Below are 26,581 nucleotides of genomic sequence, written 5' to 3'. Positions count from 1 at the left end.
AATTATTTTTTTCTGGCGAGGATAAAGCCGGCCAGCTCTCTGAGTCGTTCGGTGTTCTCCTGCTCCTGCTGCCCACGGGAGAAAATGGCCAGGGGCTCAAGAGCTTCATCAATCAACCGGCGGGCGATCCGGGCAGCTCCTTTGAACCCGTCCAGATCCTCGACAAGGGCATGGATTCGGGCCAGGGCTTCCACCTGGCTACGATCGCCCTCCAACAGTGTTTTCATGACCTGCCGTTGTTCAGCTGAGGCTTTTTCGAGGGCGAGCAGTACCGGCAGGGTCATTTTTCCCTCGACAAAGTCGTTGCCGGTTTTTTTCCCGGTGGTGCCCGATTCTCCTTTGAAATCGAGGAGATCATCCACCACTTGAAAAGCTGCCCCGATCCGGTCCCCATAGGTTGCCAAAGCATCGCGTTGTCGTCTATCCGCGCCGGCGTAGAGGGCGCCGATGGAGCAGGCGGACGCGATGAGATTGCTGGTTTTCTGGCGAATGACGGCAAAATAGTGGTGCTGTTTGGTGTTGAGATCAGCGATGTGTCGTAACTGGGCAAATTCTCCGTTGACCATGGCCGCTGTCGCGGCGCAGAAGATGTCCAGCCCGTCTGCTCCGGCCAGTCGGCCGATGAGATGCATGCTGCGGGCATGCAGCCAGTCTCCGGCCAGAATCGCTGCCGTGGGACCGAAACGGGCAGCCACCGAGGGGCGACCGCGGCGATGATCGGCCCGATCAATGACATCATCGTGGGCAAGGGTGGCCACATGCAGATACTCGAAGGCTGCCGCCAGCAGATACAAAGGGGCATCGTCCCGCCCGCAGCAGCGCGAACAGAGGACGGTGAGCAAGGGGCGAATTCGTTTGCCGCCATTAAAAAGGGCGTAGTGGAGCACTTCGATCAGGAGTGGATCGCAGTCCGCCAGTGCTGTCTCCAGGTCGGAGCGCATAGCTGTGTCCGTGCGGGCACCGATTGCTGCGGCGGCGGCCAGCAGGGCGGAGAATTGGTCCGGAGCAGAAGGATTCATGGTTGTTGGCTTACAGCTCGAAGAGGGGGTCGTCCTCGGTACGAAGGGGTCTGTTGGCAGTGGCTTTTTCAGGATGAGCGCGGGTCTGCCGGTTGTCGGCTGCCGGGTTGCCTTGAAAGAAATCCGCGATCTCTTCGAGGTCCCTGGTCACCGGGGCAGGGGGGAGACTGCTGAGAAACAGACGTCCGTATCCCTTGGTAAACAAACGGGTGTCCATGATGGCGATCACGCCCCGGTCATTTGCCGTGCGCATCAGCCGCCCGGCCCCCTGTCGCAGGGTCAGAATGGCCCGAGGGACCTGAAAGTCGGCAAAAGGGTTGCCTCCCATTGCTTTTATCCGGTTGATGCGAGTCATGATAACAGGGTCGCTTGGCACTTCAAAGGGTAATTTGTCCATAATGACCAGGCTCAGTGATTCCCCCGGGACATCGACCCCTTCCCAGAAGCTGGCAACAGCAAAGAGAATGGACTCGGTGGTCCGGCTGAATCGGTCAAGCAGGACACGCCGGGGTGCTTCGCCCTGCACCAGGACAGGATACGGCAGGCGGTCACGAAGATTCTGCCAGGCCTGATTCATGGCCTGAAACGAGGTGAACAGGGCCAGGGTACGTCCCTGGGCGTGATCAATAAGTGTCTCCATGCAGCTGTGCAGCGCCTGCAGGTATCCGGGGGCCGCCGGCTCGGGAAAGTCGGCGGCAGGGATAAAAATACGGGTGCGCTGCTGATAATCGAAGGGAGAAGCCAGCGCCAGGGTGGGTGTGTCCCCGGCAAGGCCCAGTCGTTCAAGAAAATAGTTGAATCTGCAGCCGGTGGTCAGGGTCGCCGAGGTGAAGAGACACCGGCTTGTTGCAGCAAACAGGGTGGTTTGCAGTTCCGGGGCCACATCCACCGGGGTGGCAAACAGACTCAGATTCCGTTCATGACGTTCATACCAGTAGGTGTAGCGTATTTCCGTGACCGGCAGGTCGTCAAACTGTTCGGCCAGGATCATTTCCAGGCGAGCCTGCAGGTCAAGGGTCCGGTCAAGATACAGGCTCCAGGGGCCATCGTTTGCTGGCATGGTAGCGAGGATCTTCTCCAGGTGGTGCAATGCTAGCTGAAGATCGTCACGGATGGTGGTGATTGCCGTCGACTGGCTGGGCAGAGACTGGAGTAGAAAACGTCCTTTTGCCGGAGGGAAGGCAGCGGCAAATCGTTCCGCCGCGGCCAGCAGCCGATTTGCGGCCTGGAGGAGCTGTTTTTTCTGCTCTCCACCGGCTTTGTTATCGGCACTGCGCTCGACATCGCCGGCAAGCTCGATGAGTTGGTAGCGGGAAAAGGTGAAGCCGAAAAAGGTGGTGGCAACCTGCTCGATGTGATGGGCTTCATCGAAGATAACGCTGTCGTAGCGGGGCAGAACCTCTCCGTACCCGGTTTTACGGATGGCCAGATCCGAGAACAGTAGGTGATGATTGACGATGAGCAGCCGGCTGGCGGCGGCATCACGGCGCAGGCGGTTGAGAAAACACGCTGAGGACTCGGGGCAGTTGCTGCCCAGGCACGAATGGGAGAGGCAGCAGATTTTCTGCCAGAGGGGCGATGTCGCCGACAGCCATCCCAGCTCGGATCGGTCACCATGCACGGTTTTGTTGACCCACTGGTCAATGCGTGCTTCTACGTTCTCTTCGAACAGGTCGAGCTGACCGCCAGCGGCCAACTGCCGCCACCGATGGAGGCAGAGGTAATTCTGTCGGCCCTTGACGCACAGTGCCCGCAGTTCCGGGGCGATATATTGGCGGATAAGAGGGACCTCCCGCTCGAGGATCTGGTCCTGCAGGTTGCGGGTGTTGGTGGAGACCACAACCCGACGCCCGCTGAGCACCGCGGGTATCAGGTAGGCCAGGGTTTTTCCCAGCCCGGTTTCCGCTTCAATGACCAGGGATGTCGCTTGCTCGATGGGCTCGTCGGTGTCCTGCACTGCAAGCAGATTGTGCACGGCTCGAGCCATTTCGAGTTGACCGGGGCGGCATGTGTAGCCTGGCACCTGGCGGGCCAGGAGGCCTTCAGGCCCGAACAAGCTATCCATGCGGAGAGATTCCGAGGATATCGCGGGCGACTTCTCGAACCTGGGGAGAAGGATCGTTCACCAGGGGATGGATAAGAGATAAGGCCTCATCGTTGCCGATAATAGCGAGGACCGAGGCGGCTTCGCCACGCACCCAGTCAGTGGGATGGACAAGTTGCCGCTCCAGGGAGGGGATTGCCAGCGATGTTTTTTCCGGGCAGATCTCGGCCAGGTGTTCGAACAGGACCGAGACACCCAGACGAACCGAGAGACGATTATCGGTGAGGAGACGGCCGGCCCACGCAAAAAGACGCTGATCCTGCCGGAACATGGCGACAATGTTTTCCACATGACCCAGGGCGAGAAAGTCGGCGATGACCTCAAGCAGGTCGTCGTCGCTGACCTCCCCGGGGTGGGAGTTGGTGATATGGTGCGTTTGTTGATCCATTATGCTTGCTTGGCGGTGATCTGACAGGCTGTCCTTACCACGACCGGCGCGATGAAGCAATCAGGAACGACCGTTCTGGTTGCTTGACACAGGTTTTTATCGGGAGTACAAATAAAGTAAACCCTGTAATACCTTGGCCTGCATTACGTTGCGGCTTCATGCCTGGTTATCGATCCCAAGAATAAATAGGTGTACCCGATCACGTGTTCCTGTCTGATGCATCAGGATCCTGTATTGTAGGCGGTCACAGGGCATCCGGCAATTCCCTGACACTCCGTTTTGTTCGGTTCAACTGTCAGTGACCAGAAAAGGAGCTGGTGCCCGCAACCAACAAAAGCCCCTTCCACTGCGCAGGTATGATGGAACAGAAATATGCCCAGCCCCCGCTGTCCATTGCTGATGATGAACTCCTGGACAAGGATGAGGTTATCGTCATTGTCGATGATTATGCCGATATTGTCATCCTGCTGCAGGATTTTCTTCAGCAACAGGGTTTTGCCTCCATCACCGCGGCCACAGCCGAAGAATTACGACGGTATTTGCGCACGGGCAAGGTTGCTCTTGTCCTTCTGGATATCGGACTGCCCGATGCCAATGGCACTGAATTGATCCCTGAATTGAAACAGGATGATCCTGATCTGGCCGTTATTATGCTGACCGCGGTGACGGATCTGCAGACAGCTCTGGCCTGTCTCCGCTTTGGTGCCGACGATTACCTCACCAAACCTGTTCACTTCACCGACCTGCTCACCACTCTGCGCAAAGTCCTGGAAAAACGCCGGCTGAAAATTAACAACAGGCACTATCAGCGTCAAATTGAAGAGGCGAGATTCCGCATCCAGTTCAATCATGAATTGGCCATGAAAATGAATACGGCCTATCTGAGTACCATCGAGTTGGATGAGATTCTCCAGGCTATACTCGTGGGGATTACCGCCGAGGAAGGGCTGCAATATAACCGGGCTTTTCTTGCCCTGTTCGATGCTTCCGGCGAAATCCTTGAGGGGCGGCTGGCTATTGGCCCGGGGAAGCGGGAGGATGGCGGGCGTATCTGGCAGGATATCCGCAATCGGGAACTGCGATTGCACGATCTTCTCGAGAACATCCACAGTAAAGGGCTGGAAACCGATACCGAGGTCAATCGCATCGTTCGGGCCTTGAATGTGCACGTCCTTGATGCGGACCATATCCTCCTGCGAGCGGTTCGTGAACGGCGATCAATCCATGTCCTCAACGGTCAGTGCAACTATCCGGTGCCTGTAGAACTGCTGGGACTGTTGGGTGAGGATACCTTTGTCATTGTCCCCCTCTATTCACCCAGTCGTTCCCTGGGAGTCATCATTGCCGATCATTTTGTGACCCGCAGCGCGATTACCACAGAACAGATCAGTGCTTTGGAAAGTTTCGCCGGTCAAGCCAGTCTGGCCATCGAGCATTGCCACCTGTACATGGCCATGCAGAGGAAAATACAGGAACTGGAAGCTCTCACCAGAGAGCTGGATAAGAATAAAGACCTGCTTATCGAGGCGGAACGCTATTCAACTGTTGGCCATATGGCGGCGCAGTTGGCGCATAGTATCAGAAATCCGATTACCGCCATCGGCGGCACGGCCCGCCTGCTTGCCCGTAAGACCGAGGATAGGGATACCTTGCAGTTTTTCAATCTGATGATCAGTGAATCCGAGAAAATCGAGAAGACTCTGGAAGACCTGTTCACTTTTGTCGAGCAAGTGAAGCCGGTCCTGGAAAAAACCCATCTGCTGCCGCTGGTCCATCGCTCCCTGCTGCTCCATTTCAATACTCTGCACGAACAGGAAATAGAGCAGGAGGTGCTCTTGCCGGAGGAAGATCCTTTGATTAACGCTGATCCGCGATTGATTCAGCAGGCCCTGGTGCATCTGATTCGCAACAGTGTTGAAGCCATGCCCCGGGGCGGGCTGTTGACCGTTGCGGTCCGCCTGGAGGAGGGACGGGTAACAATTGTCATCAGCGATAGTGGCGAAGGGCTGGGCAGCATCCATCCTGCCCGAGCCACTGATCCCTTTTTCACCACCAAGATGATCGGCACCGGTATGGGCCTGACTTTGGTAAAACGAATCGTTGAAGATCACCACGGCACCCTGCGGTTGGAGAGTCGAGAAAACGGGCATGGGACCATCGCCACGGTCGTCTTTCCCCGGGTTGTTTAAGGGCATAACACGCTGCTGCCGCTGGTTTTGTGGGAATATCAACAAAGGGTACAGGAATTGAAGGGGGACGGTCCTGCTGTAGGAGGCCAACCCTGGGTGCGAACAAGCGGTCACGCGGTTGGCGCTAGTAGCGCACCCTCAAGGGTGTGGGCTCTTGCTGATGGACAGCCGCCTGTATTGATTAATAGGGTAGCTGGAGTAACGCTATCCTGCAAGCAGCGGACACTGACTCTCAGTAAAAAAAAAAGGATCCTTCAAGAGAAGGACCCTTTTTGACCCTCTACGAGCATAGAGGGGTATGCTCTAAGCAATTAGAAGCTGATGTTGAATCGGGCAACGGTTCCGAAAACAGAGTCGTCGTTCCAGTTGTCATAGGAAGGATTCAGGTAACCGATGCGGTACTGCAGGTTGGCTCCCGGGCTGATGTTGTACTGGAGCAAGCCGGATACTTCCCATGCATCGCTAAGCCCTCTCGCGGTGGTGCTGTCGATATCGGCATAAACGAGGTTCCCCACCACGAACAGGTCTTCGCTGATTTGATACTTACTGCTGAAAGCACCCCAGATCCAGTCACCCTCCTGACCAAATCGCATGGCCTGGGTAGCCCACTCGCCGCCGATCATGACAAAACCATAGGCAGCATCCGCTACGTAGCCGTCCTGGGTGAAACCGAGGTCAAAGGACAGAGTCAAAGCATCCATGGTGAAGCTGGGGCGGATATAGCCGCCGAAGGCGTCGTCAGCCGTGGCGTCCATCATGCCGGCTGTTTCGACATAGGCGAATTCACCCTGCAGTGCCATGTTGCCGCTGGTGCCCTTGGTGTACACCATGCCTATGAAGCCATCTCGATCCGGTGCGGGTAGCACGCCGACATCTTCGACTGCCAATGCCGCCCGGTCATCAGTTTGATACGCGGCCATGAAGCCGAATTCCCAGTCGGGGTTGGGTTGGATTGCAACCACACCACCGAAGCGAAGGACATCGTTGTCCTCCACCCGGTCGGTCGGGTTGATGGATTGCTGCCCTTCGGCCACCATATCCAGGAATGGCATGAACTGGAAGGTGTCGCTTGTGTAGATCCCGCGGAGGCCGGAAACACCGATATCGTCAAAGAAGAAACCTGTGCCGTAGAAGGCCCGGTATTTACCGGCTTGAAAAGTGAAGTCATCGGTAAAGGGGATGGAGAGATAGGCGACATCGGCCCAGAGGTTGTTGGCGTCCGAGAATCGGGTGTCACCGTTGAACTGGTTGTCAATGGCGCGAATCCGGGCGTGAACAAATGCGCCGCCGGCCGCAGTCCCCTTGACATTAAAACGCAGACGGGAATCCATGTTGAATCTGGAGCTCAGGTCAGGACGTCCTTCATTGGCATATCCGTTATAGTCATAGGCGTCCGTGTAGATGATGCGGGCACGGGAATCACCAAAGATCGACACGCCGGGCTCGGAAGCCATGGCGGGCAACGCAATACCGCCGGCCAGCATCAGAGCAGCGCCTGCTACGAGTACTTTTTTCATGTTCCTCTCCTTTTATCAGGTGTTAGTTACGCGTTTCTCGGGACTGCAAGAAACAGTGTTTGAGTAGATCTCATTTATCCGTAAAATAAAGCGGGCAGCATCAAACGTCAAGTTTTTTTTACTGTAGTAAAATTTTTTTTACCCCCACAGGGAGGGGTTGAAAAAAAGAACCTGTTGTTGGGAGGTTGTCCATTGCCATACCCTGCATGCGGTCCTTGGTGCCTGGCAATCCGCACCTCTTGTTCACAGGTTTTTTTGTACTTCCACGGTTAATCTGGCCAGCATTGAAGAGGGAGAGCGCCAGAAGAAGAACGGGGAGCCGCCTTCCCCTTCGACCAGGACAAGCTCGAAGCGGTTGGTGTCCTCTTGCGCGGGGCTCAACTGGTAATTGACAATATACCCGGGGGTTCTCCTTGTTTCCCAGAGAGGGACCAGTCGGCCCTCCTCCCATTTATGGGCGGCAATGCTAGCACCGTCGAAGTAGCGGAGATTGGGCATGAAGGGGACCGTTTCCAGTCGGTTTCGGCCAACCAGGACCTCGTTGATGCCGTCACCATCGAGATCCTGGATCACGATCCGGGTTTTGATATAGACAGTTTCCGGATCTGTTCCTCGACCGGTCTGAGCGGTACTGCTCAAGGTACCGAAGAAATTACTGCTGGCGCCATGGATGTCGCTGCTGGTCCACAGCAGAGTGCCGGCGGCATTGTAGACCCGCATCCGGTTGTCAGCCCCGATAGCGATGGTTTCAATGCTGCCGTCCCCGGTGATGTCCGCCTGAGCAAAATCATAGAGGTTGATGCCTCGTGGCAGGGCCAGTTCCCTCAGTGGTCGTACTCCCTGGGAGGGGTCCAGTTGCATCTCGTACACGGAACCTGCACTCGGTGTTTTCTGACCCAAGAGGATCGGGGGTGCTGTGCCAACGTCCATGACTCGCAGATACCAGGTGAGGTTAGTCCATAAGGTCCGCCAGTTTTGTCCGTTCCATTCAAGGATTGTGGTGGCGGGGATATCGTTATTACTGCCAGCGATAAAAATTTCCGCCATCCCGTTTTCGTTGAAATCGGCCGTGGTGACTGAAAGGTAACGCAGGTAGCCCGGCAGATCGATCTCGTCGATCTTCTGGAATTGCCCCTCCATTTCCCGGTAGAGCAGCAAAGCGTTGGTGGTCAGCAGGAGGATTTCAACTTGTCCGTCGCCGTTGAGGTCAGAGGTATTGATATCCATGACCTGTAAGGGCATTTTTCGGCCGCGGAGGCTGGAAACCAGTGTGAATTGACCCTCGATTTCCAAGCCCGGTGTCCTGCTGCCGAGCTGTTCCTGACGATAAGCCCGCTCCGGATGGGCGGATTGAAAGGCCAGCATGTCGTCGCCACTATCAGGGGCAGTGATCAGTGATTCGGGTCGTGGCATGGCAAACACCGCGCCACTGATTTCCCAGGCTATATGGTCGATGGTGGTCAGGGCCTCATCAACAGTAACGAGGGGTAAGGTGAATTTTTCCGGAGGTTCTCCAGGGGTGGAGGTGAAAACATAGGAGGATAGCTCAAAAGTGCCGGCGCCGGTTGATTGCAGCGCTCCGAGGATGAGGTAATCAGCCTCGCTTTGGCGGAGCAGGTTGCTGAACACCATGTATTCCCCGGCTTGCAAAGCCTTGGCCATCTGGTCGTCGGCGCCGGTTCGGGAGATGGCAATGATGTTCGCCCTGGAGGCCAGGCGGCTGGCAAGCACGCTGGGCAGCCCGTTTTGCAGGTGTTCGTACGGCCCGGCAATCTCGATACTGAAGGGCAGGAAAAGAACCCGGGCCTTGTCCGACTCGGCGGCTGACGACCAGGAAGCACAGACCAGCAGGGACAGCCAGAACCAGATCAGCCACTGATGGGTCAGGAAAGGGAGGTGCCAGCCACCGTTCTTATGTAGGATCAGGGCATGGGCCGATGGCCTTGGATGCGTGGGGGACAAGGCAATACTCCAGTTTAAGTGGGGTGCAGAGGGGTTTGGACTTTAGCTGCGGGGAACTGATCAGCACCACAAGGTGCACAAAGGTGATCTGGTTGGAAACGAGCTTGCGACTTGGCTTGATGAGGACATGGTCTGGTCTGTCTGTCGATCAGTACGAAAAACTAATGGACAGGCCACCATAAAAAACATCCTCCCCCGCCTGTTTTCCCAAGCCTGCTCCGGGTGGAGTACGTTCGGCCGCTTCAAGTCCGGCAGCCGGACGAGTCCATTGAATTTCAGGAGCAATGGTCAGGAAATTCCTGTAGGAAAGGGGAATGTTGAACAGCATGGAGAACACATGGCCATCGTCGGCGTCAAAAGGATTTTTCATTACCATGGTTCTGTGGCCGAGTTGCAGAGAGAAATTATCATCCAGTTGATATGAACGGGAGAGATCCAGGGCCAGGTACCAGGAGTTGGCAGGATCCAGGTCCAGCAGTAGGGTGTCTGGCTGCTGAGCATCGGGCTGGCTGGTGAGAATATACCCGGCGGAAAAACCGAGAACCCCTGATGAGCCCTCATAGGAAAAGGTGATGGCCTGACCTTCAAGGGTCGGGTGATCCGGGGACAGACCTTTGAGCATGTTTTCGGAGCGCCGGATGTCTATTGTCAGTCCCGGGTCCTCCTGGTCAACAAAACCGAATAATCCGGATGCCAGAAGGCTGTGGACGGCCTTGTCCCAACCTGTCTCGATGCCTACAGGGTCATCGTTCGCCTGGGAAACGGCGATTGGTCCGGTGAGGAGCAGGAGCAGAACCAGTCTGGGGATGGTTGATATGTGTTTGAGCATAGCAGGCATGGGGTATACAAAAAATTTCATTTATAGATTATATAATACAACCTGCTCAGGCGAAAAACAATACAAAATATTGTACACAATGCAGCCGTGGATCTTTTTATAGTGTTTTACTGAATCCGTGATGGCTGGACGCATTTTTTGGAATATATCTTACTGTCATCAGCTTGTAATTCCTGAGGAATCCTTGAAAATAACCTGCACCAGCCGCCCTTCGGGCGTCCGTCCGCCTGCCATCTTCATTGCCCGTAACCATCCGATAAAGTCTATTCTAATCGAACGGTCACCGACAAAGAAAACGGACGTACGGGTGAACGCTTACGGATGCAGGAATTTGTCTGTCATAAAAAGCGGGCAGGGGGGGTAGTTAGAGAAGTCTGGTGCTGATCAGGCCGAAAAAAGAGCCACCGTTGCTGAACAGCCAACCCAGATGGGTTTGACAGGTAGTGCAGAGGGTTGCCTGCCAACAAAACCCCGGAAACCAGGTGAATTCTGTGGTGGGCTCGCCATGGGGTACGGCCCCCGGGGCCTGCTGGAAACACCGCAGCTCGAAGATTATACCCGCGGGGTTGAAAAAAGTGTGTTCATGGCGGCCCTGCATCCGTATGGCGAAGCGCTGGTGGGTGACAACAGCGTTGCACCGGGCGCAGAGCAGGGGCATTTCTTCATCTGGGCGCGGAGAATCCTCGGAATCACGACCCGGTGAGACCGGTTGTTTCTTCCGCAGAGCAATTCGCAGGAGCAGTGGCTCAGCGGTTTGCAGAAGGAGCTGATGTGCGGTACAAGGCAACAATGCTCTGGACCATGTCGGCGATGGTGTATTTTTCTGGTTGGACCGCAACGCTCAGACCGTGTTCAAGGACAGTGGCCGTGGTCACGGGACCGATGGTGGCGATCTGAACCTTGCTGAACAGGGCATGTGCCTCATCTTTGCTGTCAGCCTTGAGCATGGCAAGGAAGTTGGCGACCGTCGATGAGCTGGTGAAGGTGACCATGTCAATGGTCCCGCTGAGCAGATGCCGGCGCAATTCGTCCCCCAGGCCCGGAGGAGGGACGTTACGGTACACCGGCGCCACGGTGACCGTGGCGCCGGCATCGGTCAGGGTTTCGGGCAGCAGTTCGGCGGCCTGCATGGCCCGTGGCAGCAGGATGCGGCTCCCCTCCACCCGCGTCTGGACCAGTGCTTTGGCCAGCCCCTCGCCGGTGAATTGTTCCGGGATAAGGTCGGCTTTAAGACCGTATTGCAGCAATTTTTCCGCGGTGGCCCGGCCGACCACGGCGATTTTTGGACCGGCGAGGTGGCGGCTGTCCAGGCCCAGGTGGAAAAGCCGCTGGAAAAAATAGCTGACAGCGTTGATGCTGGTAAACAGAATCCATTGGTATTCAGCAATGGTGGCCATTGCCGCATCGAAAATCCGGTAGTCCTCGACGGGTTCGATCTGGATGGTGGCATACTCAAGACATTCCGCACCGTGTTCTTCCAGCTTGGCGACGAGATCGCTGGCCTGATCCCGGGTGCGGGTGACAACGATGCGTTTGCCGAACAGGGGCCGCTTCTCGAACCAGTCAATGGTGGAGCGCAGTTTGACCACTTCACCGATGATCACCAGGGCCGGTGGTTTGATATCCGCCTGTTGGACCACTTCGCAGATGGTCTCAAGGGTACCGACCACCGAGCGCTGCTGCGGTGTCGAGGCCCAGCGGACCACGGCAACCGGTGTGTCGGGAGAACGGCCGTGATCGATCAGTTTCCTGGTAATGCTCGGCAGCGTTTTGATACCCATGTAAATAACAATGGTGCCCGCGCCGGTGGCCAGTTTTTCCCAGGAGATATTGGACATTTTTTTGGCGGGATCCTCATGGCCGGTGACAAAGGCAACCGAAGCCGTATATTCCCGATGGGTTATGGGGATGCCTGCATAGGTGGCGGCGGCGGTCGCCGATGTCACCCCGGGAACGACTTCAAAATCGATCCCTTCCGCCACCAGTTCCTGTATCTCCTCCGCTCCGCGACCAAAGATGAACGGATCGCCACCCTTGAGGCGAACCACGGTCTTGCCCCGCTGGGCGTGCTTGACCAACAACCTGTTGATGTCCTTCTGGGTGAAGGCGTGCAGGCCGCCGCCCTTTTTGCCGGCATAGATGAATTCCGCGGTTTTGGGGACGTAACTCAGCAGTTTCGGATTGGCAAGATAGTCGTAAACAACCACTTCGGCATGTTCGAGAAGATACTTGCCCCGCAGGGTGATCAATCCGGGGTCGCCGGGGCCGGCCCCGACCAGGTAGACTTTGCCAAGGGTTGGGGGCGATGCGGTTGCAGTGGTTGTCACGGGTGTTGTCGAGGTTGGAGCGGAAAGGGGAGAAAAGGCATTCATGTCATTGTGTGGGCGGAGGTGAATAGACAGCGTCGAGCAGCGCTTTGCCGCCTTTGGCCAGCAGCGACTCCGCCAGAGTGGTGCCGAGAGCAGCAGCTTGTTCTGCCGGCCCGGTCATGGTTTCCTTGATAATGTGTCGACCGTCGACACCGGCAATCAGTCCGGTCAGGCTGATGGTGTTTGCGGTCAGCAGGGCATGGGCACCGATGGGCACCTGACAGCCCCCTTCCAGGCGAAGGAGAAAAGCCCGTTCCGCCGCGACTGTGACCGCTGTGTCCGGATCGTGAAGAAATTGCAGGAGCTGGAGCAGATCGCTGTCGCTTCTCCGCAGCTCTATGCCCAGAGAACCCTGGCCGATGGCGGGCAGCATCTGCTCGGCAGACAGCAGGGTGGTGATCCGTTTCTGCAGACCCATCCGGTTGAGTCCGGCGCCGGCCAGCAAAATGGCATCAAAGAGACCTTCGTCGAGTTTGCGCAGGCGGGTGTCGATATTACCCCGGAGGTCAACGATGGTGAGGTCCGGCCGCAAGGCTGCCAGCTGGGATTTGCGCCGCAGGCTGGAGGTACCGACTTTGGCGCCGTGCGGTAAGGCGTCAAGTGATGCATAGCGGGCCGAGACAAAGGCATCCTGGGGAATTTCCCGCATGGGGATAATACCGATATGCAGTCCTTCCGGCAACTCGGTGGGCACGTCTTTCATGGAATGCACCGCCAGGTCGACCTCGCCGGCCAGCAAAGCGTCTTCGATTTCCTTGACAAAAAGACCCTTGCCGCCGACCTTGGCCAGCGGGACGTCGAGAATCCGGTCGCCCTTGGTGGTGATTCTGGTCAACTCGACCCGGATCCGTGGATAGGTGGTCTCGATCCGGTGTTTGACCCAGGTGGATTGGGTTACGGCCAGTTGACTGGCGCGTGTCCCTATGCGTAACAATGTCTTCATACTTCAATCCCGATCAGATGACCGCATTGTATCCTCCCTTCCGGGAACTGTGTAGCGGCCATATACTGTTTCGCTGGTTATTTGTCAATTTCATCGACCAGGGCGGCGGCCAGCAGCGGCAGCATCAATTCGTGGTGGCCGGTGAAATGAAAGCCCCTGCCCCCCTCCAGGGTGGGCCGTTGGACCACGTTGGTGGTTGGCCGGTAATGGCGGATGAAATCAAAATTTGCCGTGGTGAAGCGCTGCACTTTGTGGCCGAGATTGCGGACCACGGTCAGGGCCTTGAGGAAAACCTCCGGGAGAAGAACCGCGGAACCGACATTGAGATAGACTCCGCCCTCAAGTTCACTGACCAGGCGGCAGAAGATCCGGAAATCATGGTGGCCGGCACTGCCGATGGCACCACCGTCGGCGCTGGGGTGGATGTGGATGATATCGGTTCCCATGGCGACATGCACGGTGACCGGGATGTCCAGCCTGCGGGCCATGGCCAGCAGGCTCAGGTCATTGTGGGGAAAGTCGCCGGCCAGCAGCACCTCGCCCACCGCCTGGCCGATTCCGATTTTCCGGGTCGCTCCAGCTGAGATGGCCCGGTTGAGCACTTCGCCTGTTTCCCTGGCGGCGCCGAAGGCTCCGGCTCCGAGGACTTCGGCAACCTCTTCCGAGGTGCGGCCCACCATGGCGATTTCGGCGTCATGGATGATTCCGGCCCCATTGAGGGCCAACCCCGTGATGATACCGCGCTGCATCAGATCGATGAGCACCGGATTGAGGCCCACCTTGATCACATGGGCGCCCATGCCCAGCAGCACCGGTCGCTGTTGCCGGCTGGCCTCGGCGATACGGTGGACGAGGTCGGGAAAATCGACTCCGGCAAGTTGGTTGGGCAGCGCGGCGAGAAGTTGACGCACCGTCATCCCCGGCTGAACGGGGAGGGCAAAATCGCTGACCGTTACCTTGGAATGACGGTCATGAATGGAATAGGTGTTCAGGTCGGTGAAATCGAGAGGCGGCACGGGCAAGGAGGTCATGGGACAGGTCAGGGGCCAATCGGCAAGGAGGGATCAGAGGGAGCCGAACATCTTTTTTTCAACGATTTCACAGAGCACATGTTCCACCCAGAGATGGGTCTCCTGGATGTGCGGTGTGGAGTCGGAGGGCACATTGAGCACCAGGTCGCAGACAGCGGTTAGATCGCCGCCGGGACGAGAGATGCCGCCGGTGAGGGCCGCGGTTTTCATGCCGATATTTCGCGCTGTCTCCATGGCTTTGACCACGTTCACGGATGTTCCCGAGGTGGAAATGCCCAGGGCCAGATCTTCGGGTTTGCCCAGGGCCTGAATCTGTTTGGCAAAGACCAGGTCAAAGGAAAAATCATTGGCAATGGCGGTCAGAACGGAACAATCGGTGGTCAGGGCAATGGCGGCGAGGGGCCGGCGATTGATGAGGAAGCGGTTGACGAATTCAGCGGCCAGGTGCTGGGCGTCGGCGGCACTGCCACCATTTCCGAAGATCAAAAGTTTGCCGCCATCTTCGAACACTTCACATATCCACTCGGTCAGGAGGATGATGTTGTCTGCAGCCTCTTTGAAAAAGGCTTCCTTGGCCATGATGGAGTGGATCAGGTTGGTTGAAAGAAGTGTTTTCATGGCGCTGACCATAAAGGAAAACAGGCGGCAGGCAAAGAAAAAAACGTTTCCGCGCCCAGAGGAGCGGAAACGTTTTCAACGGCAGTGGCAGAGCGGTGGCAACGGTTACGGCAGTTCCTTGATAATCAGTTCGGAAACTTCCTTGATATTTTTAGAGCCGTCCACGGAAATGACCTTGGTGCCCCCGTTTTTTTTGAAATAATTGACCGCCGCCATGGTGCCGGTGTTGTCGTCGTAGTAAATGTTGTGCCGTTTGTTGATCGCTTCTTCATCCTGATCGTCGGCGCGGGTGGACAGGGCACCGCCACAGACCCGGCAGACGAGCTTACCGTCTTTCTCAACCGGTTTGATGGCTTCAAAGGCAATATGATTGGGATGGTTGTTGTCGTTGGCACACAGACGCCGACCCATGATCCGCTCTTTGGCAATCTGTCGGTCAAGGACGATTTCCACCACAAAGTCCAGTTTCATGCCGGCCTCTTTCAAGGCTTTGTCCAGAGCCTCGGCCTGCGCCAGCGAGCGGGGAAATCCATCCAGCAGCCAGCCTTTTTCCTTGGATTTTCCAAGGGTTTCCAGCACCATGGGGATGGTGATATCGTCGGGAACCAGGTCGCCGCGGTCGATAAAGGCCTTGGCTTTTTTTCCCAGTTCGGTGCCGCCTTTGATATGTTCGCGGAAAATGGCGCCTGATTCAATGTGATCGATGCCGTATTTTTCTTTGATGATGGCGCCTTGCGTGCCCTTGCCGCTGCCGTTGGGGCCGAAAGTGAGAATGTTCATACCGGTTACCTCCAGGTTAAATCCGATCGGTGATGGTTGATAATAACATCTTTATATTGTTTTAAAAAAATGACCAGAAAAAATGAATGATCTCTCAGTAACAGCACATATATACAGCACCTTGCCTGAATACGCCATGAAAAATGATGATTTGAATCAGGAGATTTGATGGTGGAAAAGCGACCCGGGTTTTCGCGGGACTCCGCGGCGCGGTGGCGCATACTTTTTGACAAGCAGGGGTAAAGAGAGTAGAAAACACCGGTCTTGAGCGTGTCAGCAAGGATGTTTTTCAATACTTTTTTCAGGTGGGGCAGGACATGAAAGAAATCAGAGTGGGACTGATTGGATTCGGCACGGTGGGCAAGGGGTTGGCGGAAGTTCTGCTCGCGCAGCAGGAGCGGCTGGTCAAGCGCACGGGAATGATTTTTCGACTGGCTGGAATCGCCGACCGCACGACCACCGAGGTGCCGGAGCGATTTGGTCCCATTCCGCTGACCAGAAACGGCGAGGATCTGATTGCCAACCCGGAAATCGATATCATCGTTGAACTGATCGGTGGCATTGAACCGGCCAAGACCCTGGTTCTCCAGGCCATCGCTGCCGGCAAACATGTGGTGACCGCCAACAAGGCCCTGCTTTCCCAGGAAGGCAGTGACATCTTTGCCGCCGCGGCCCGCCAGGGAGTGGAGGTGGGGTTCGAGGCCAGTGTCGGGGGGGGGATTCCAGTGATCAAGGCCTTCAGGGAAGGACTGGTGGCAAACCGCATTCTCTCCATCATGGGTATTATGAACGGCACCGCCAACTATATTCTCACCCGGATGACCGACGAGGGCATTCCCTTTGCCGAGGTCCTCCAGGAGGCCCAGCGGCTCGGGTTTGCCGAAGCCGATCCGACCTACGATATCGAAGGCATCGATACGGCCCACAAACTCGCCATCCTGGTGAGCATGGCCTATGGCATGCCTGTTACCCACCATGAAATCGCCACCGAGGGTATTTCCCGCATCGAACCGATGGATATCGAACTGGCCCGGGAGTTGGGCTGCAGGATCAAACTCCTGGCCATCAGCCGTAATCACGGCGATCATGTCGAGGCCCGGGTTCATCCCACCATGGTGCCGCAGGATCATCTGCTGGCCTCGATCAACGGTGCCTTCAACGCTATTCATTTTCACGGTGACATGGTGGGCAATGTCCTTCTCTACGGCCTGGGGGCCGGCATGGTGCCCACCGGCAGCGCCGTGGCCGCGGATGTGGTCGATATTGCCAGAAACATGCAGCATGGTGCCATTGGCAGGGTGCCGCCCCTTTCCTATCTGCCCGATCAGGTGAAGCCGCGACGGATCACCCCCATGGAAGAGTTATATGGACCGTATTACTTCCGACTTACGGTCCTTGATCAGCCCGGTGTGCTCGCCCGAATCTCAGGGATACTCAGCCGGTATGAAATCAGTATTGAATCCGTCATCCAGAAAGGACGGAAAAAAGTCGGTGCGGTCCCTCTGGTGATCGTCACCCACAGCGCCAGGGAGTCGGCGGTCAGTGCCGCCCTCGATGAAATCAGCCGCTTGGAAACCGTGACCGCACCGGTGGTCAAAATCCGTATTCTCGAAGAAGACGAGTAGGTCGTCAGGACAGTTCATGAAATACATTCTTTTGATCGGCGACGGCATGGGGGATGTTGCCGTCCCGGAACTGGGCGGCAAAACGCCGCTGGAAGCCGCGGCAACTCCTGCCATGGACCGATTGGCCAGGCAGTCCGAGATGCTTTTGGTGCGCACCGTGCCCGCCGGGTATCCGCCCGGAAGCGATATCGCCAATCTGTCCCTGCTCGGCTACCAACCGGAAACCTGTTATACCGGTCGGGCTCCCTTGGAGGCAGCGAGCATGGGGGTGGATATTGGTGCCGAGGAGATCGCCTTCCGTTGTAATCTCGTCCATGTGGAGCGGCACAGCAGCGGCGTAATGATCATGAAGGACTACAGTGCCGGCCACATCAGCACCGCGGAAAGCCGTGCCTTGCTGACCACCCTGCAGGCGGAGTGCGGCAGCGCGCAGCTTACACTGTATCCCGGCATCAGTTACCGCCACCTCCTGGTGTACCGCGGCTCCCTCCCTGAAGGTTGGCGGACCGTGCCCCCCCATGATCATTCCGATGGCGATGTTGCCGCATTTTATCAGACCTATCTGCAGGTGGAGGCCTTCCGGGATCTGTATACCAGGGTAGCGGCGATTCTGGATCAGCATCCGGTCAACCTGCGCCGGGCGGAGCAGGGAAAAATAACAGCGAATTTCATCTGGCTCTGGGGGGAAGGCAAACGACCGGTGATGGAGACGCTGGAAAGCCGCTATGGTATCCGCGGTGGTTTGATCTCGGCCGTGGATCTGCTCAAGGGGCTTGGTGTACTCAGCGGGCTCAGGGTTGTCGAGGTTGAGGGGGCCACAGGGTACCTTGATACCAATTATGAAGGCAAGGCCCGGGCGGCCCTGGAGGTCCTTGAGCGCGATGATTTTGTCCTGGTTCACGTTGAGGCCCCGGACGAGGCTGGCCATCAGGGGCTGGCCCGGGAGAAGGTGCGGGCGATCGAGGATTTTGATCAACGCATCGTCGCCCCGATCGTTGCCGAGATGGAGCGCCGCGGGGAACCGTTCCGGCTGGTGGTGACCATGGATCACTATACCCCGGTGCATCGCAAGACCCACGAGGATTGGCCGGTGCCGATGTTTCTCTACGACTCCCGGGGATGTGCACAGCCCTCCGGCCTCGAGTACACCGAGGCGCATGTTCTGGCGGCGGTGGAGAGGACCGGCCTTGTCCTGCCTTCCGGACCGGCCTTTTTCCGCCGCTTCATCAGCCAGGAGAAAGATGAAAAGTAATATCCAGGTCAGCTTGACCGAGCCGGTCTTTTCCGTTTCCTATCGGGTGATTTATGGCGATACCGATGCAGCCGGAGTGGTGTACAACGCCAATTATCTCCGGTATTTCGAAATCGCCCGCACCGAGATGATGCGTGCCTGGGTCATGCCCTACAGCGAGATCGAACAACTGGGCTGTATTCTGCCGGTGATCGAAAGTTATCTCCGTTTCAAGGCCCCGGCAGCCTACGACGATCTGCTCACCCTTTCGGTTTCCCTGGCGGACAACACCAAAATGACCTGTCGGTTCCATTACGCCATAACCCGTCCCCAGGCGGACGGGCGGGACCAACTCCTGGTCCGCGGTTGTACTGTCCATGCCTGTGTCAATCGTGCGGGAAAATTAACACCCTTGCCCGAGGTGGTCCTGGAAAAAATCACTGTCCTGCGCGAAAAGGCCAAGAAAGTGAAATGAACAGTTGACAGCAACGCTCAGTCTGCTATAATGCTCAGCTTGTAACGCGGGGTGGAGCAGTCTGGTAGCTCGTCGGGCTCATAACCCGAAGGTCACAGGTTCAAATCCTGTCCCCGCTACCAAAAAATTCAAGGGGTTAAGTCGTTTTGACTTAACCCCTTTTCGTTTTCGAGTATAAGCTGGGGTCAGATCTTGAATCTTGAATTATTCCATTTTTCAGATGATTCAAGATTCAAGATCTGACCCCTAGTTTCTCTGGTTTTTCCAGGATTCCTCTGCAATTATAATGTGATTACAGTAATATATATCCAAAACAGGCATCCAGCCGTCACGGATTGAGCATACCGGAAGAACGGTTGGTCTACATCTTTCTCACAACCCAGGGAAAGCCATGGCGTACTGGCTGATGAAATCGGAACCGGATGTGTTCGGGATCGACGATTTGCAACGAGCAGGGGTTGAACCTTGGGATGGAGTTCGCAACTACCAGGTCCGCAACATGATTCGTGACCGGATGCAGGTCGGTGATCTGGCATTTTTTTATCACTCCAACTGCCCTGTCCCTGGCATTGTCGGAATCATGCGCATTTGTCGGGCCGGTTACCCCGATCAGTCCGCCTTCGACCCGCAACATCGCTCTTTTGATCCTAAAAGTGAACCGGCCAATCCGCGCTGGTATTGTGTTGATGTGGAATTTGTGACCAAGTTCCGCGGGGTGATATCCTTGGCTTGGCTCAAGCGGCAGCCGCAAATGGCCGAATGCCCTTTGGTACAGCGGGGTAACCGCCTGTCGATAATGCCGCTCACCGAAGCGCAGTGGAATTTCATCAGTGATCATTCTCAGTGGCGGTAGGTAGGGGATCAGTGTGGCGGGGCAGGGTAGAGGGCATCGTGAAGTAAAAGGGATACCTGGATCCGTGAACGAACGCTTCGAAGGGCTGCTGGCGAAGGAGAATTGTCAAAAATATCGTGGTAGTCATAATCTGATTATTCTCCTGGTGGTGGGCGCTTATGGGCATGTACCCGCTCTTTTTTTATACCATTTTCTTTTCGAAAATAAAAAAGTTGTCATGGTTTCTGATCAACACTCCACATAAGAGATTGACGGGACCGGCTCAATGATGAGAGAATTACATATACCTTTAGGAAATCCTTGATTGACCAAGACCTGAATCCGTGACGACTGGACGCTTGTTTTAGGTATATCTTGTTGTAATCATGTTTTAATTGTAACAAGATCCTTGGGAAAAATTCACCAGCCTCCCTTCGGGGGATCCGTCAGCACGCCATCTTCATTGTCAGTAACCGTCCGATAAAGTGTACTTTAATCGAACGGCCACGAACAACGAAGCTGACGCACGGACGAACACTCACGCATTCAGGCAAGAGGGACATAAAAATGGGCAAAGGTCGGCTCATCGCCGTGACCAGAAGGTCGCTGGTATTATGCATCATCCTGTTTTTCGCCTGTCTTCCACCGGTTGCGGCACACGATGATCCTGCCACCCGACATGTGCTCGTCATCCATTCCTATCATCCGGATTTTCCCTGGACCGACAGCATCAACCACGGCATGGTGGATATCCTGCATGGCGCGGTTCCAGATATCGACATCCATATCGAATACCTTGATGCCAAGCGGCACCAACCGGAACGGATTCTCCCTGCCTTCCGAGAGCTGCTCTTCCACAAGTACCAGGCAACGCCCCTGGATGTGATCATTGTCAGTGATGATGCCGCATTTCAATCCATCCTCCTGTTGCGGGATTCGCTCTTTCCCGGAGTCCCCGTGGTGTTTTGCGGGGTCAACCTTTTTGAGGAGGCCATGATCGACGGTTTTGCCGCTGTCACCGGTGTTGTCGAAGACTTTGATCTGGCCGGAACACTGGACATCGCCCTGACCCTGCAACCGAAAACCAAACACCTTGCCGTGGTCAGTGATTCCACTGAAAGCGGCCGACTCAATCTGGAACGCTTTCGGCAAATCAAATCTCACTATAGCGGCCGCTTTGCCAGCATCATCGAATTGGCTGAACTCAGCGAGCAGGAGCTACGAGAGGAACTCACCCGCCTGGATAAAAACAAAACCATTATCCTGCTCCTCTCCTTTTATCGTGACCGGCACGATAAAGCCTTCAGTGTTCCGGAAATGACCGAGCTGATCGCCCAATCGGCACGATTGCCGGTGTATTCATCCTGGGATTTTGTCCTCGGCCATAAGGTGGTGGGTGGCCGGGTCGTTTCCGGCCTGCAACAGGGGCGTACCGCCGCCGAGTTAGCCCTGCGGGTGCTCAACGGTGAACCGGCAGGGGCCATCCCGATCGTTCGGGACAGCCCGAATCTTTTTATGTTCGACCACCGGGAATTGTCTTTTTTTGGAATCGATCCGGCCAGACTACCCAAGGAGAGTGTCGTCCTCAACCAGCCGCAGTCCACCCTGCGGGAATATCTCTGGCTGATTGTCGGCCTGGCGCTCTTTGTGATCGTTGAGACAGTTCTGATCCTTGCTTTAATCAAGAAATCGAGGCATTACAGGATGGTCAAAGAGGCCCTGGGCAAGAGCGAGGAACGATTTTCACTGGCCATGCAGGCGGCCAAGGACGGGATCTTCGACTGGAACCTGGAGACCGACGAAGTGTATTATTCTCCTGGCTGGAAACAGATGTTTGGCTACCGGGAAGAGGAGGTGGAAAATCGTATTTCCGAATGGGAACGACTGACCGTTGCGGAAGATGTCAAATCGACGTGGCAGCTGGTGCAAGAACATCTGGCAGGCAAACGGGAACGGTTTGCAGCAGAGTTCAAAATGCATCACAAGGATGGTCACCTGATAGACGTGCTTGCCCGGGGCCGTGCGGTTATCGATGCAACCGGCAAACCGGTCCGCCTGGTCGGCACCCATGTGGACATCACCGAGCGCAAACGTCACGAACAACAGCTCGCCACCGCCCTCGGTGAAAAAGAGGTCCTGCTGCGTGAGGTGCACCACCGGGTGAAAAACAACCTGGCCGCCATTATCAGCCTCATGGACATGCAACGGCGGACCCTTGAAGAACCCAAAGGCCAGGTCATCCTCAGCGAGCTGAGCAACCGCATCCGATCCATGAGTCTGGTCCACGAAAAGCTCTACCGGGCCGATTCACTGGCTAGCATCGATTTTCATGATTATTTGCAGGCTCTGATTTCCCATCTTCGGACCACCTTCGGCTCTCCTGGGATCATCGTCCGGGTTGATGCCCCCGGGGTCACAATCCCCCTGGATCTTGCCTCTCCCTGCGGCCTGATCGTCAACGAACTGGTGACCAATGCCCTCAAATACGCCTTCCCGGAAGGCAAACCGCGTCCCGGCAAGGGTGATTGCCGAATTCTGGTCCGTCTGCACCGGGACAAGGATACCTACACCCTCACGGTGGCCGACAACGGTATCGGCTGGCCAGCTGGATTTGACTGGACAAAAACCAGAACACTCGGCATGACCCTGGTTCGCATGCTCGGCCAGCACCAACTCGGCGGTCGTTTTATCGTCGATCTGGAGGAGGGCACCAGTGTGACCCTTATCTTTACCGACAGAAAAAAAGAAAAGCCCATCCATGGCTGACACGACGGTGCTCATCGTCTGTACCCGGGAATATACGGATCTCGGACCGACGGCCAGGCCACCAGCGCTCTCGGACGATTGGTGCACAGGGTTGTATGGATTGTCTTGAAATGTCCTGGTTCCAGGCATGGGTACCCCCTGTGGTGATGCTTCGGACCTGCCAGGGGCAGGGGGGCGTCGGTCAAGATGAGTGTTTGCCGCAAGAAACCCAACCAGCGCGTTAGCTTCAAGAGGTTCAACAAGGAGAGAGCCAGATGAAACTCATGCAGACCATGAAAGATCTTGCCATGAGTCGGCACTTGTTCCTGGGTCTGTTGACAGTCCTCATCGTGACCGGGACGCTCGTCGCCTGGTGGTTGACCAACCGCGCCGACCTTGCACTGCGGAAAGAGCATCTCGGGCAGGCGAGATTGGTGGCCGAGTCCATCAATCTCGAACGGCTCAGGGCACTGACCGGCACAGAGGCTGATCTGACGTCACCGGTCTACCTGCGGCTCAAAGAGCAGCTTGCCTCGATCTGTACGGCTGATCCGCAGTGCCGGTTTGTCTATCTCATGGGTCAAGAGCTGGATGGGACGGTTTTTTTCCTGATAGACAGTGAACCCGCCGGATCCGAGGACGAATCGCCGCCCGGGCAGGTCTACGAGGAAATTTCGCCAGAGGATCTGCGCGTTTTCGAGACCAAAACCGCCATGACCGTAGGGCCGATGACCGACCGCTGGGGGACTTGGGTCTCCTCGCTCATACCTGTTCTGGATCCGCGGACCAATGATCTCATCGCCGTTCTGGGCATGGATACCGACGCCCGTGCCTGGGGGTGGCGTGTGGCTGCTCAAGGTGGTGTCCTGGTCGTGGGGTTGTCGACGCTTGCGCTGGTCGCCATCGTTGTTGCCGGTTCCTTTCTGCTTGCCCGGCGCGCGCGACTCGAAGAGCCGCCGCGCTGGATGGGGCATCTGGAAACGATCATGGTGGTTGCAATCGGCCTGGTGCTGACCCTGCTCATCGCTTGGCTGGCCCAGGGGGTTTCCAAGAGAAATCAGGCTGAATCGTTTCGACTTCTGGCCGAAAGCCAGACCAATGTGATCGCTGAAGTCTTCCGTAGCCTGCGGGATGTGGAACTCGAAGGGTTGGCAAAGTTCCATGAAAACAGCGAGCACGTCACGGCCGAGACATTCCTGAATTTCACGGAGTACCTGATCCGGAATCCGGCCGTCGATGCCTGGGGTTGGGTCCAGATTCTCCCCGGGGCAGACAAAGAGCGCTTCGTGCAAGCGGCACGGGCGGCGGGGATGGAGGGCTTTGAGATCTGGCAGCGGAACGCCGCCGGGAAGGCCGAGCCCGTCGGGGAGCGTGAAATATACTACCCGGTATTCCAGGGGGCGCCGGAAGACAAACGTACAGCGATCGGTTTTGATATCGGTTCGGAACCGGTACGGCTCGCCGCCATCCAGGAGGCCCTGCGCACCGGTCTGCCAACTGCCACCGAACCACTGACACTGGTGCTGGAGACCGGTGACCAGAAGGGGATGCTGCTCCTCCGGCCGGTCTTTGCCGATCCGGAGCACCGGCACCCGCTGGGGATGGCTTTTGCCGTGCTGCGCCTGGGTGACGTGCTGGCTGTTTCAGACGTTGATGATTGGGTGGCCAAGGACCTGATCTGCGCCCACGGCGATGGGAGCTTTGAACCGCTGGCTCACTCCTGGACGAAAGACAGTCCACCGATTGCGCAACCGACCTTGCACCGGCCTGTTCTGGCCTTCGGTAAGACCTTTATCGTCACCGCCCATGCCGGGCCGGAGTTTGTGCGCGCGCAACCGGCACGAGGGGGGCTGAGCGCGGCTCTGGTGGGCCTGCTGCTTACCGTTGCGTTGGCCGTTGTCGTGACGGCGCTGCTTCGTCGCCGGCAGGTGCTCGAAAGGCTGGTGCGGGAGCGGACAGTCGCCCTGCGCAAAAGTGAAGAGCATCTCTCGGCCACGCTGCGTTCCATCGGCGACGGAGTGATCGCCAGCGACAACGAGGGACGGATTGTGAGTCTCAACCGAGCCGCCGAGACCCTTACCGGCTGGCAGAGTGAAGAGGCCCTCGGCCGGCCGATTCACGAGGTGTTCCGGTTGATCAATGGCGAAAAGGGTGAAACGGATGCACAGCAAGTCTTCCAGGCACTACGCGAGGGAGCGAATGTCGATGGGGTGTACCATGCCACCTTCGTCACCCGCGACGGCAGGGAATACCGGATTGCCGCAAGTTGCGCCCCCATCAGGGAGGCTTCCGGGGTGGTCGACGGCGCGGTGCTGGTCTTTCGGGACGTTACCGAGGAGTACCGGCAGCGGGAGGAGCTGCGGGAAAGCGAACTGCGTTTCAAGGCCCTCCACAATGCCTCATTCGGCGGTATCGGTATCCACGACCAGGGCCTTATCTTGGAATGCAACCAGGGCCTGGCGGCGATGACCGGATTTACCCATGAAGAACTGATTGGCATGGATGGACTTCTTCTCATAGCCGAACAATCACGCCCGGCAGTCCTGCACAATATCCGTTCCGGTTATGAGCAGCCCTATGAAGCCTTCGGGCTGCGCAAGAACGGCGAAGAGTATCCGCTCCGCCTTGAGGCGAGAAACATTCCTTACAAGGGCAAGATGGTCCGCGTGACTGAATTCAGGGACATCACCGAGCATAAGCGGGCCGCGGCGGAGAATGAGAAGCTTCAGGCCCAGCTCCTCCAGGCCCAGAAAATGGAAACGGTCGGTCGGCTGGCCGGCGGGGTGGCCCACGATTTCAACAACATGCTGGGCGTGATCCTCGGATATGCGGAAATGGCCCTGGAGCAGGTGGCTGCCGGTCACCCGATGTACAAGGCCCTGCACGGCATCCAGCAGGCGGCCCAGCGTTCCGCCGACCTGACCCGTCAGCTGCTGGCGTTTGCCCGCAAGCAGACCATTGCCCCCAGGAGGATCGATCTCAACGAGACCGTGGAAGGGATGCTCAGTATGCTGCGCCGACTCATCGGCGAGGACATCGCCCTGACCTGGCTGCCCGGCCGGAACCTGTATCCGATCAACATGGACCCCGCCCAGATCGATCAGATCCTGGCCAACCTGTGCGTCAACGCCCGGGATGCCATCGAGGGGGTAGGTAAGGTCACCATCGAGACGGGCGTGACCACGGTTGACGAGACCTGGCGCGCCTTTCATCCCGAGGCTACGCCCGGCGAATATGTGCTGCTGGCGGTCAGCGACAATGGTTGCGGCATGAACAGGGAGATCGTCAGTCATCTGTTCGAGCCCTTCTTTACCACCAAGGAGCAGGGCCAGGGCACTGGTCTCGGCCTGGCCTCGGTGTACGGTGCGGTCACCCAGAACAACGGCTTCATCGCCGTGGACAGCGAACCCGGGCAGGGGACGACCTTCAAGATCTACCTGCCGCGGTATACCGAGACCAGAGTCGAGACCCAGCCGATACAGGATCGGGTTGAAGCAGCGGCAACCGGCCACGAAACCATCTTGCTGGTTGAAGACGAACCGGCGACCCTGGAAATGACCTCAATCATGCTCGAGCGCCAGGGGTACACCGTCCTGGCCGTGGGGTCCCCGGAAGAGGCCATCCGCCTGGCCGGGGAATACTCCGGCCGGATCGACCTGCTCATGACGGATGTGGTCATGCCCGGGATGAACGGCCGTGCCCTGGCTGAAAACCTGCTGTCCCGCCACCCCGATATCAAATGCCTGTTCATGTCCGGCTATACCGCCGATATCATCGCCCACCACGGGGTACTGGACCAGGGCGTCCATTTCATCCAGAAACCGTTCTCAATGAACGACTTGACTATCAAAGTGCGGGAGATCCTGGACAATGGCAGTGCGGTTTAATAACGATTTGAAGAGGTTATGTTTATCC

General features: G+C 57.0%; 20 protein-coding genes and 1 tRNA gene. 10 read left to right on the top strand and 11 right to left on the bottom strand.

Annotated features, from left to right (window positions below; translation table 11 throughout):
• Nucleotides 1–2: 2 nt before the first annotated feature.
• From JWG43_RS12245 to JWG43_RS12235, 3 genes are read right to left on the bottom strand one after another with little or no spacing between them, the layout of a single operon-like run.
• Nucleotides 3–1,019, bottom strand: a complete 1,017-nt coding sequence (locus JWG43_RS12245) for a polyprenyl synthetase family protein (RefSeq protein WP_205243224.1) — start codon at nucleotides 1,017–1,019, stop codon at nucleotides 3–5.
• 10 nt (nucleotides 1,020–1,029) lie between these two features.
• Nucleotides 1,030–3,084 carry a DNA repair helicase YoaA gene (gene yoaA / locus JWG43_RS12240; protein ID WP_205243223.1) on the bottom strand — a complete coding sequence of 685 codons (2,055 nt, stop codon included), beginning with the start codon at nucleotides 3,082–3,084 and terminating at the stop codon, nucleotides 1,030–1,032.
• Complete coding sequence (locus JWG43_RS12235; RefSeq protein WP_205243222.1) at nucleotides 3,077–3,511, bottom strand: HEAT repeat domain-containing protein; 435 nt, start codon at nucleotides 3,509–3,511, stop codon at nucleotides 3,077–3,079. The genes yoaA and JWG43_RS12235 overlap by 8 nt, the downstream gene beginning before the upstream one ends.
• A 356-nt stretch (nucleotides 3,512–3,867) precedes the next feature.
• Here JWG43_RS12235 and JWG43_RS12230 point away from each other — a divergent pair, with 356 nt between their 5' ends.
• On the top strand, nucleotides 3,868–5,700 hold the full coding sequence (locus JWG43_RS12230) for a response regulator (RefSeq protein ID WP_205243221.1): 1,833 nt from the start codon (nucleotides 3,868–3,870) through the stop codon (nucleotides 5,698–5,700).
• 311 nt (nucleotides 5,701–6,011) lie between these two features.
• Here JWG43_RS12230 and JWG43_RS12225 read toward each other — a convergent pair whose 3' ends face one another.
• From JWG43_RS12225 to JWG43_RS12215, 3 genes are all read right to left on the bottom strand, one after another.
• The gene (locus JWG43_RS12225; RefSeq protein ID WP_205243220.1) at nucleotides 6,012–7,217 is read right to left on the bottom strand and encodes a hypothetical protein; all 1,206 of its coding nucleotides are present in this window, start codon (nucleotides 7,215–7,217) and stop codon (nucleotides 6,012–6,014) included.
• Between the two features lie 243 nt (nucleotides 7,218–7,460).
• Nucleotides 7,461–9,179 carry an FG-GAP repeat domain-containing protein gene (locus JWG43_RS12220; protein WP_205243219.1) on the bottom strand — a complete coding sequence of 573 codons (1,719 nt, stop codon included), beginning with the start codon at nucleotides 9,177–9,179 and terminating at the stop codon, nucleotides 7,461–7,463.
• A 148-nt stretch (nucleotides 9,180–9,327) separates the two neighbouring features.
• Nucleotides 9,328–10,008, bottom strand: coding sequence for a hypothetical protein (locus JWG43_RS12215; RefSeq protein ID WP_205243218.1), 681 nt, complete (start codon nucleotides 10,006–10,008; stop codon nucleotides 9,328–9,330).
• Nucleotides 10,009–10,522: 514 nt separating this feature from the next.
• Between JWG43_RS12215 and JWG43_RS12210 the strand changes: the two genes are divergently transcribed.
• A complete protein-coding gene (locus tag JWG43_RS12210; RefSeq protein ID WP_205243217.1) occupies nucleotides 10,523–10,720 on the top strand; it encodes a hypothetical protein in 198 nt (65 codons plus the stop codon).
• Nucleotides 10,721–10,763: 43 nt separating this feature from the next.
• On the opposite strand, the gene cobA is transcribed toward JWG43_RS12210, so the two are convergent.
• The 5 genes from cobA to JWG43_RS12185 form a co-directional block, all read right to left on the bottom strand.
• Nucleotides 10,764–12,344, bottom strand: coding sequence for a uroporphyrinogen-III C-methyltransferase (gene cobA, locus JWG43_RS12205; RefSeq protein ID WP_338033264.1), 1,581 nt, complete (start codon nucleotides 12,342–12,344; stop codon nucleotides 10,764–10,766).
• Between the two features lie 46 nt (nucleotides 12,345–12,390).
• A complete protein-coding gene (gene hemC / locus JWG43_RS12200; protein WP_205243215.1) occupies nucleotides 12,391–13,329 on the bottom strand; it encodes a hydroxymethylbilane synthase in 939 nt (312 codons plus the stop codon).
• 77 nt (nucleotides 13,330–13,406) lie between these two features.
• On the bottom strand, nucleotides 13,407–14,360 hold the full coding sequence (locus JWG43_RS12195) for a GSU2086 family protein (protein WP_205243214.1): 954 nt from the start codon (nucleotides 14,358–14,360) through the stop codon (nucleotides 13,407–13,409).
• A 33-nt stretch (nucleotides 14,361–14,393) separates the two neighbouring features.
• A complete protein-coding gene (locus tag JWG43_RS12190; protein ID WP_205243213.1) occupies nucleotides 14,394–14,978 on the bottom strand; it encodes a D-sedoheptulose-7-phosphate isomerase in 585 nt (194 codons plus the stop codon).
• Between the two features lie 105 nt (nucleotides 14,979–15,083).
• Complete coding sequence (locus JWG43_RS12185) at nucleotides 15,084–15,758, bottom strand: adenylate kinase (protein WP_205243212.1); 675 nt, start codon at nucleotides 15,756–15,758, stop codon at nucleotides 15,084–15,086.
• Between the two features lie 317 nt (nucleotides 15,759–16,075).
• Here JWG43_RS12185 and JWG43_RS12180 point away from each other — a divergent pair, with 317 nt between their 5' ends.
• The 8 genes from JWG43_RS12180 to JWG43_RS12145 all read left to right on the top strand — a co-directional run bounded on the left by JWG43_RS12180 (nucleotide 16,076) and on the right by JWG43_RS12145 (nucleotide 26,553).
• Complete coding sequence (locus JWG43_RS12180; RefSeq protein ID WP_205243211.1) at nucleotides 16,076–17,383, top strand: homoserine dehydrogenase; 1,308 nt, start codon at nucleotides 16,076–16,078, stop codon at nucleotides 17,381–17,383.
• Between the two features lie 16 nt (nucleotides 17,384–17,399).
• A complete protein-coding gene (locus JWG43_RS12175) occupies nucleotides 17,400–18,635 on the top strand; it encodes a cofactor-independent phosphoglycerate mutase (protein ID WP_205243210.1) in 1,236 nt (411 codons plus the stop codon).
• Nucleotides 18,625–19,089: an acyl-CoA thioesterase gene (locus JWG43_RS12170; protein ID WP_205243209.1), complete on the top strand. Its 465-nt coding sequence runs from the start codon at nucleotides 18,625–18,627 to the stop codon at nucleotides 19,087–19,089. The genes JWG43_RS12175 and JWG43_RS12170 overlap by 11 nt, the downstream gene beginning before the upstream one ends.
• Before the next feature lie 45 nt (nucleotides 19,090–19,134).
• Nucleotides 19,135–19,211: transfer RNA gene (locus tag JWG43_RS12165), tRNA-Met, on the top strand.
• A gap of 269 nt (nucleotides 19,212–19,480) precedes the next feature.
• Nucleotides 19,481–19,942: an EVE domain-containing protein gene (locus JWG43_RS12160; RefSeq protein WP_205243208.1), complete on the top strand. Its 462-nt coding sequence runs from the start codon at nucleotides 19,481–19,483 to the stop codon at nucleotides 19,940–19,942.
• Between the two features lie 13 nt (nucleotides 19,943–19,955).
• A complete protein-coding gene (locus tag JWG43_RS12155) occupies nucleotides 19,956–20,186 on the top strand; it encodes a hypothetical protein (protein ID WP_205243207.1) in 231 nt (76 codons plus the stop codon).
• Between the two features lie 302 nt (nucleotides 20,187–20,488).
• Nucleotides 20,489–22,687: a histidine kinase dimerization/phosphoacceptor domain -containing protein gene (locus tag JWG43_RS12150; protein ID WP_205243206.1), complete on the top strand. Its 2,199-nt coding sequence runs from the start codon at nucleotides 20,489–20,491 to the stop codon at nucleotides 22,685–22,687.
• A gap of 254 nt (nucleotides 22,688–22,941) precedes the next feature.
• Nucleotides 22,942–26,553, top strand: a complete 3,612-nt coding sequence (locus JWG43_RS12145) for a PAS domain S-box protein (protein ID WP_205243205.1) — start codon at nucleotides 22,942–22,944, stop codon at nucleotides 26,551–26,553.
• Nucleotides 26,554–26,581: the final 28 nt, after the last annotated feature.

Origin of the sequence: Desulfobulbus alkaliphilus, assembly GCF_016918545.1 — a bacterium.
Classification (GTDB): domain Bacteria; phylum Desulfobacterota; class Desulfobulbia; order Desulfobulbales; family Desulfobulbaceae; genus Desulfobulbus; species Desulfobulbus alkaliphilus.
Note: the sequence above shows the minus strand (reverse complement) of the source record. Positions and strands in the feature narration are given on the sequence as shown.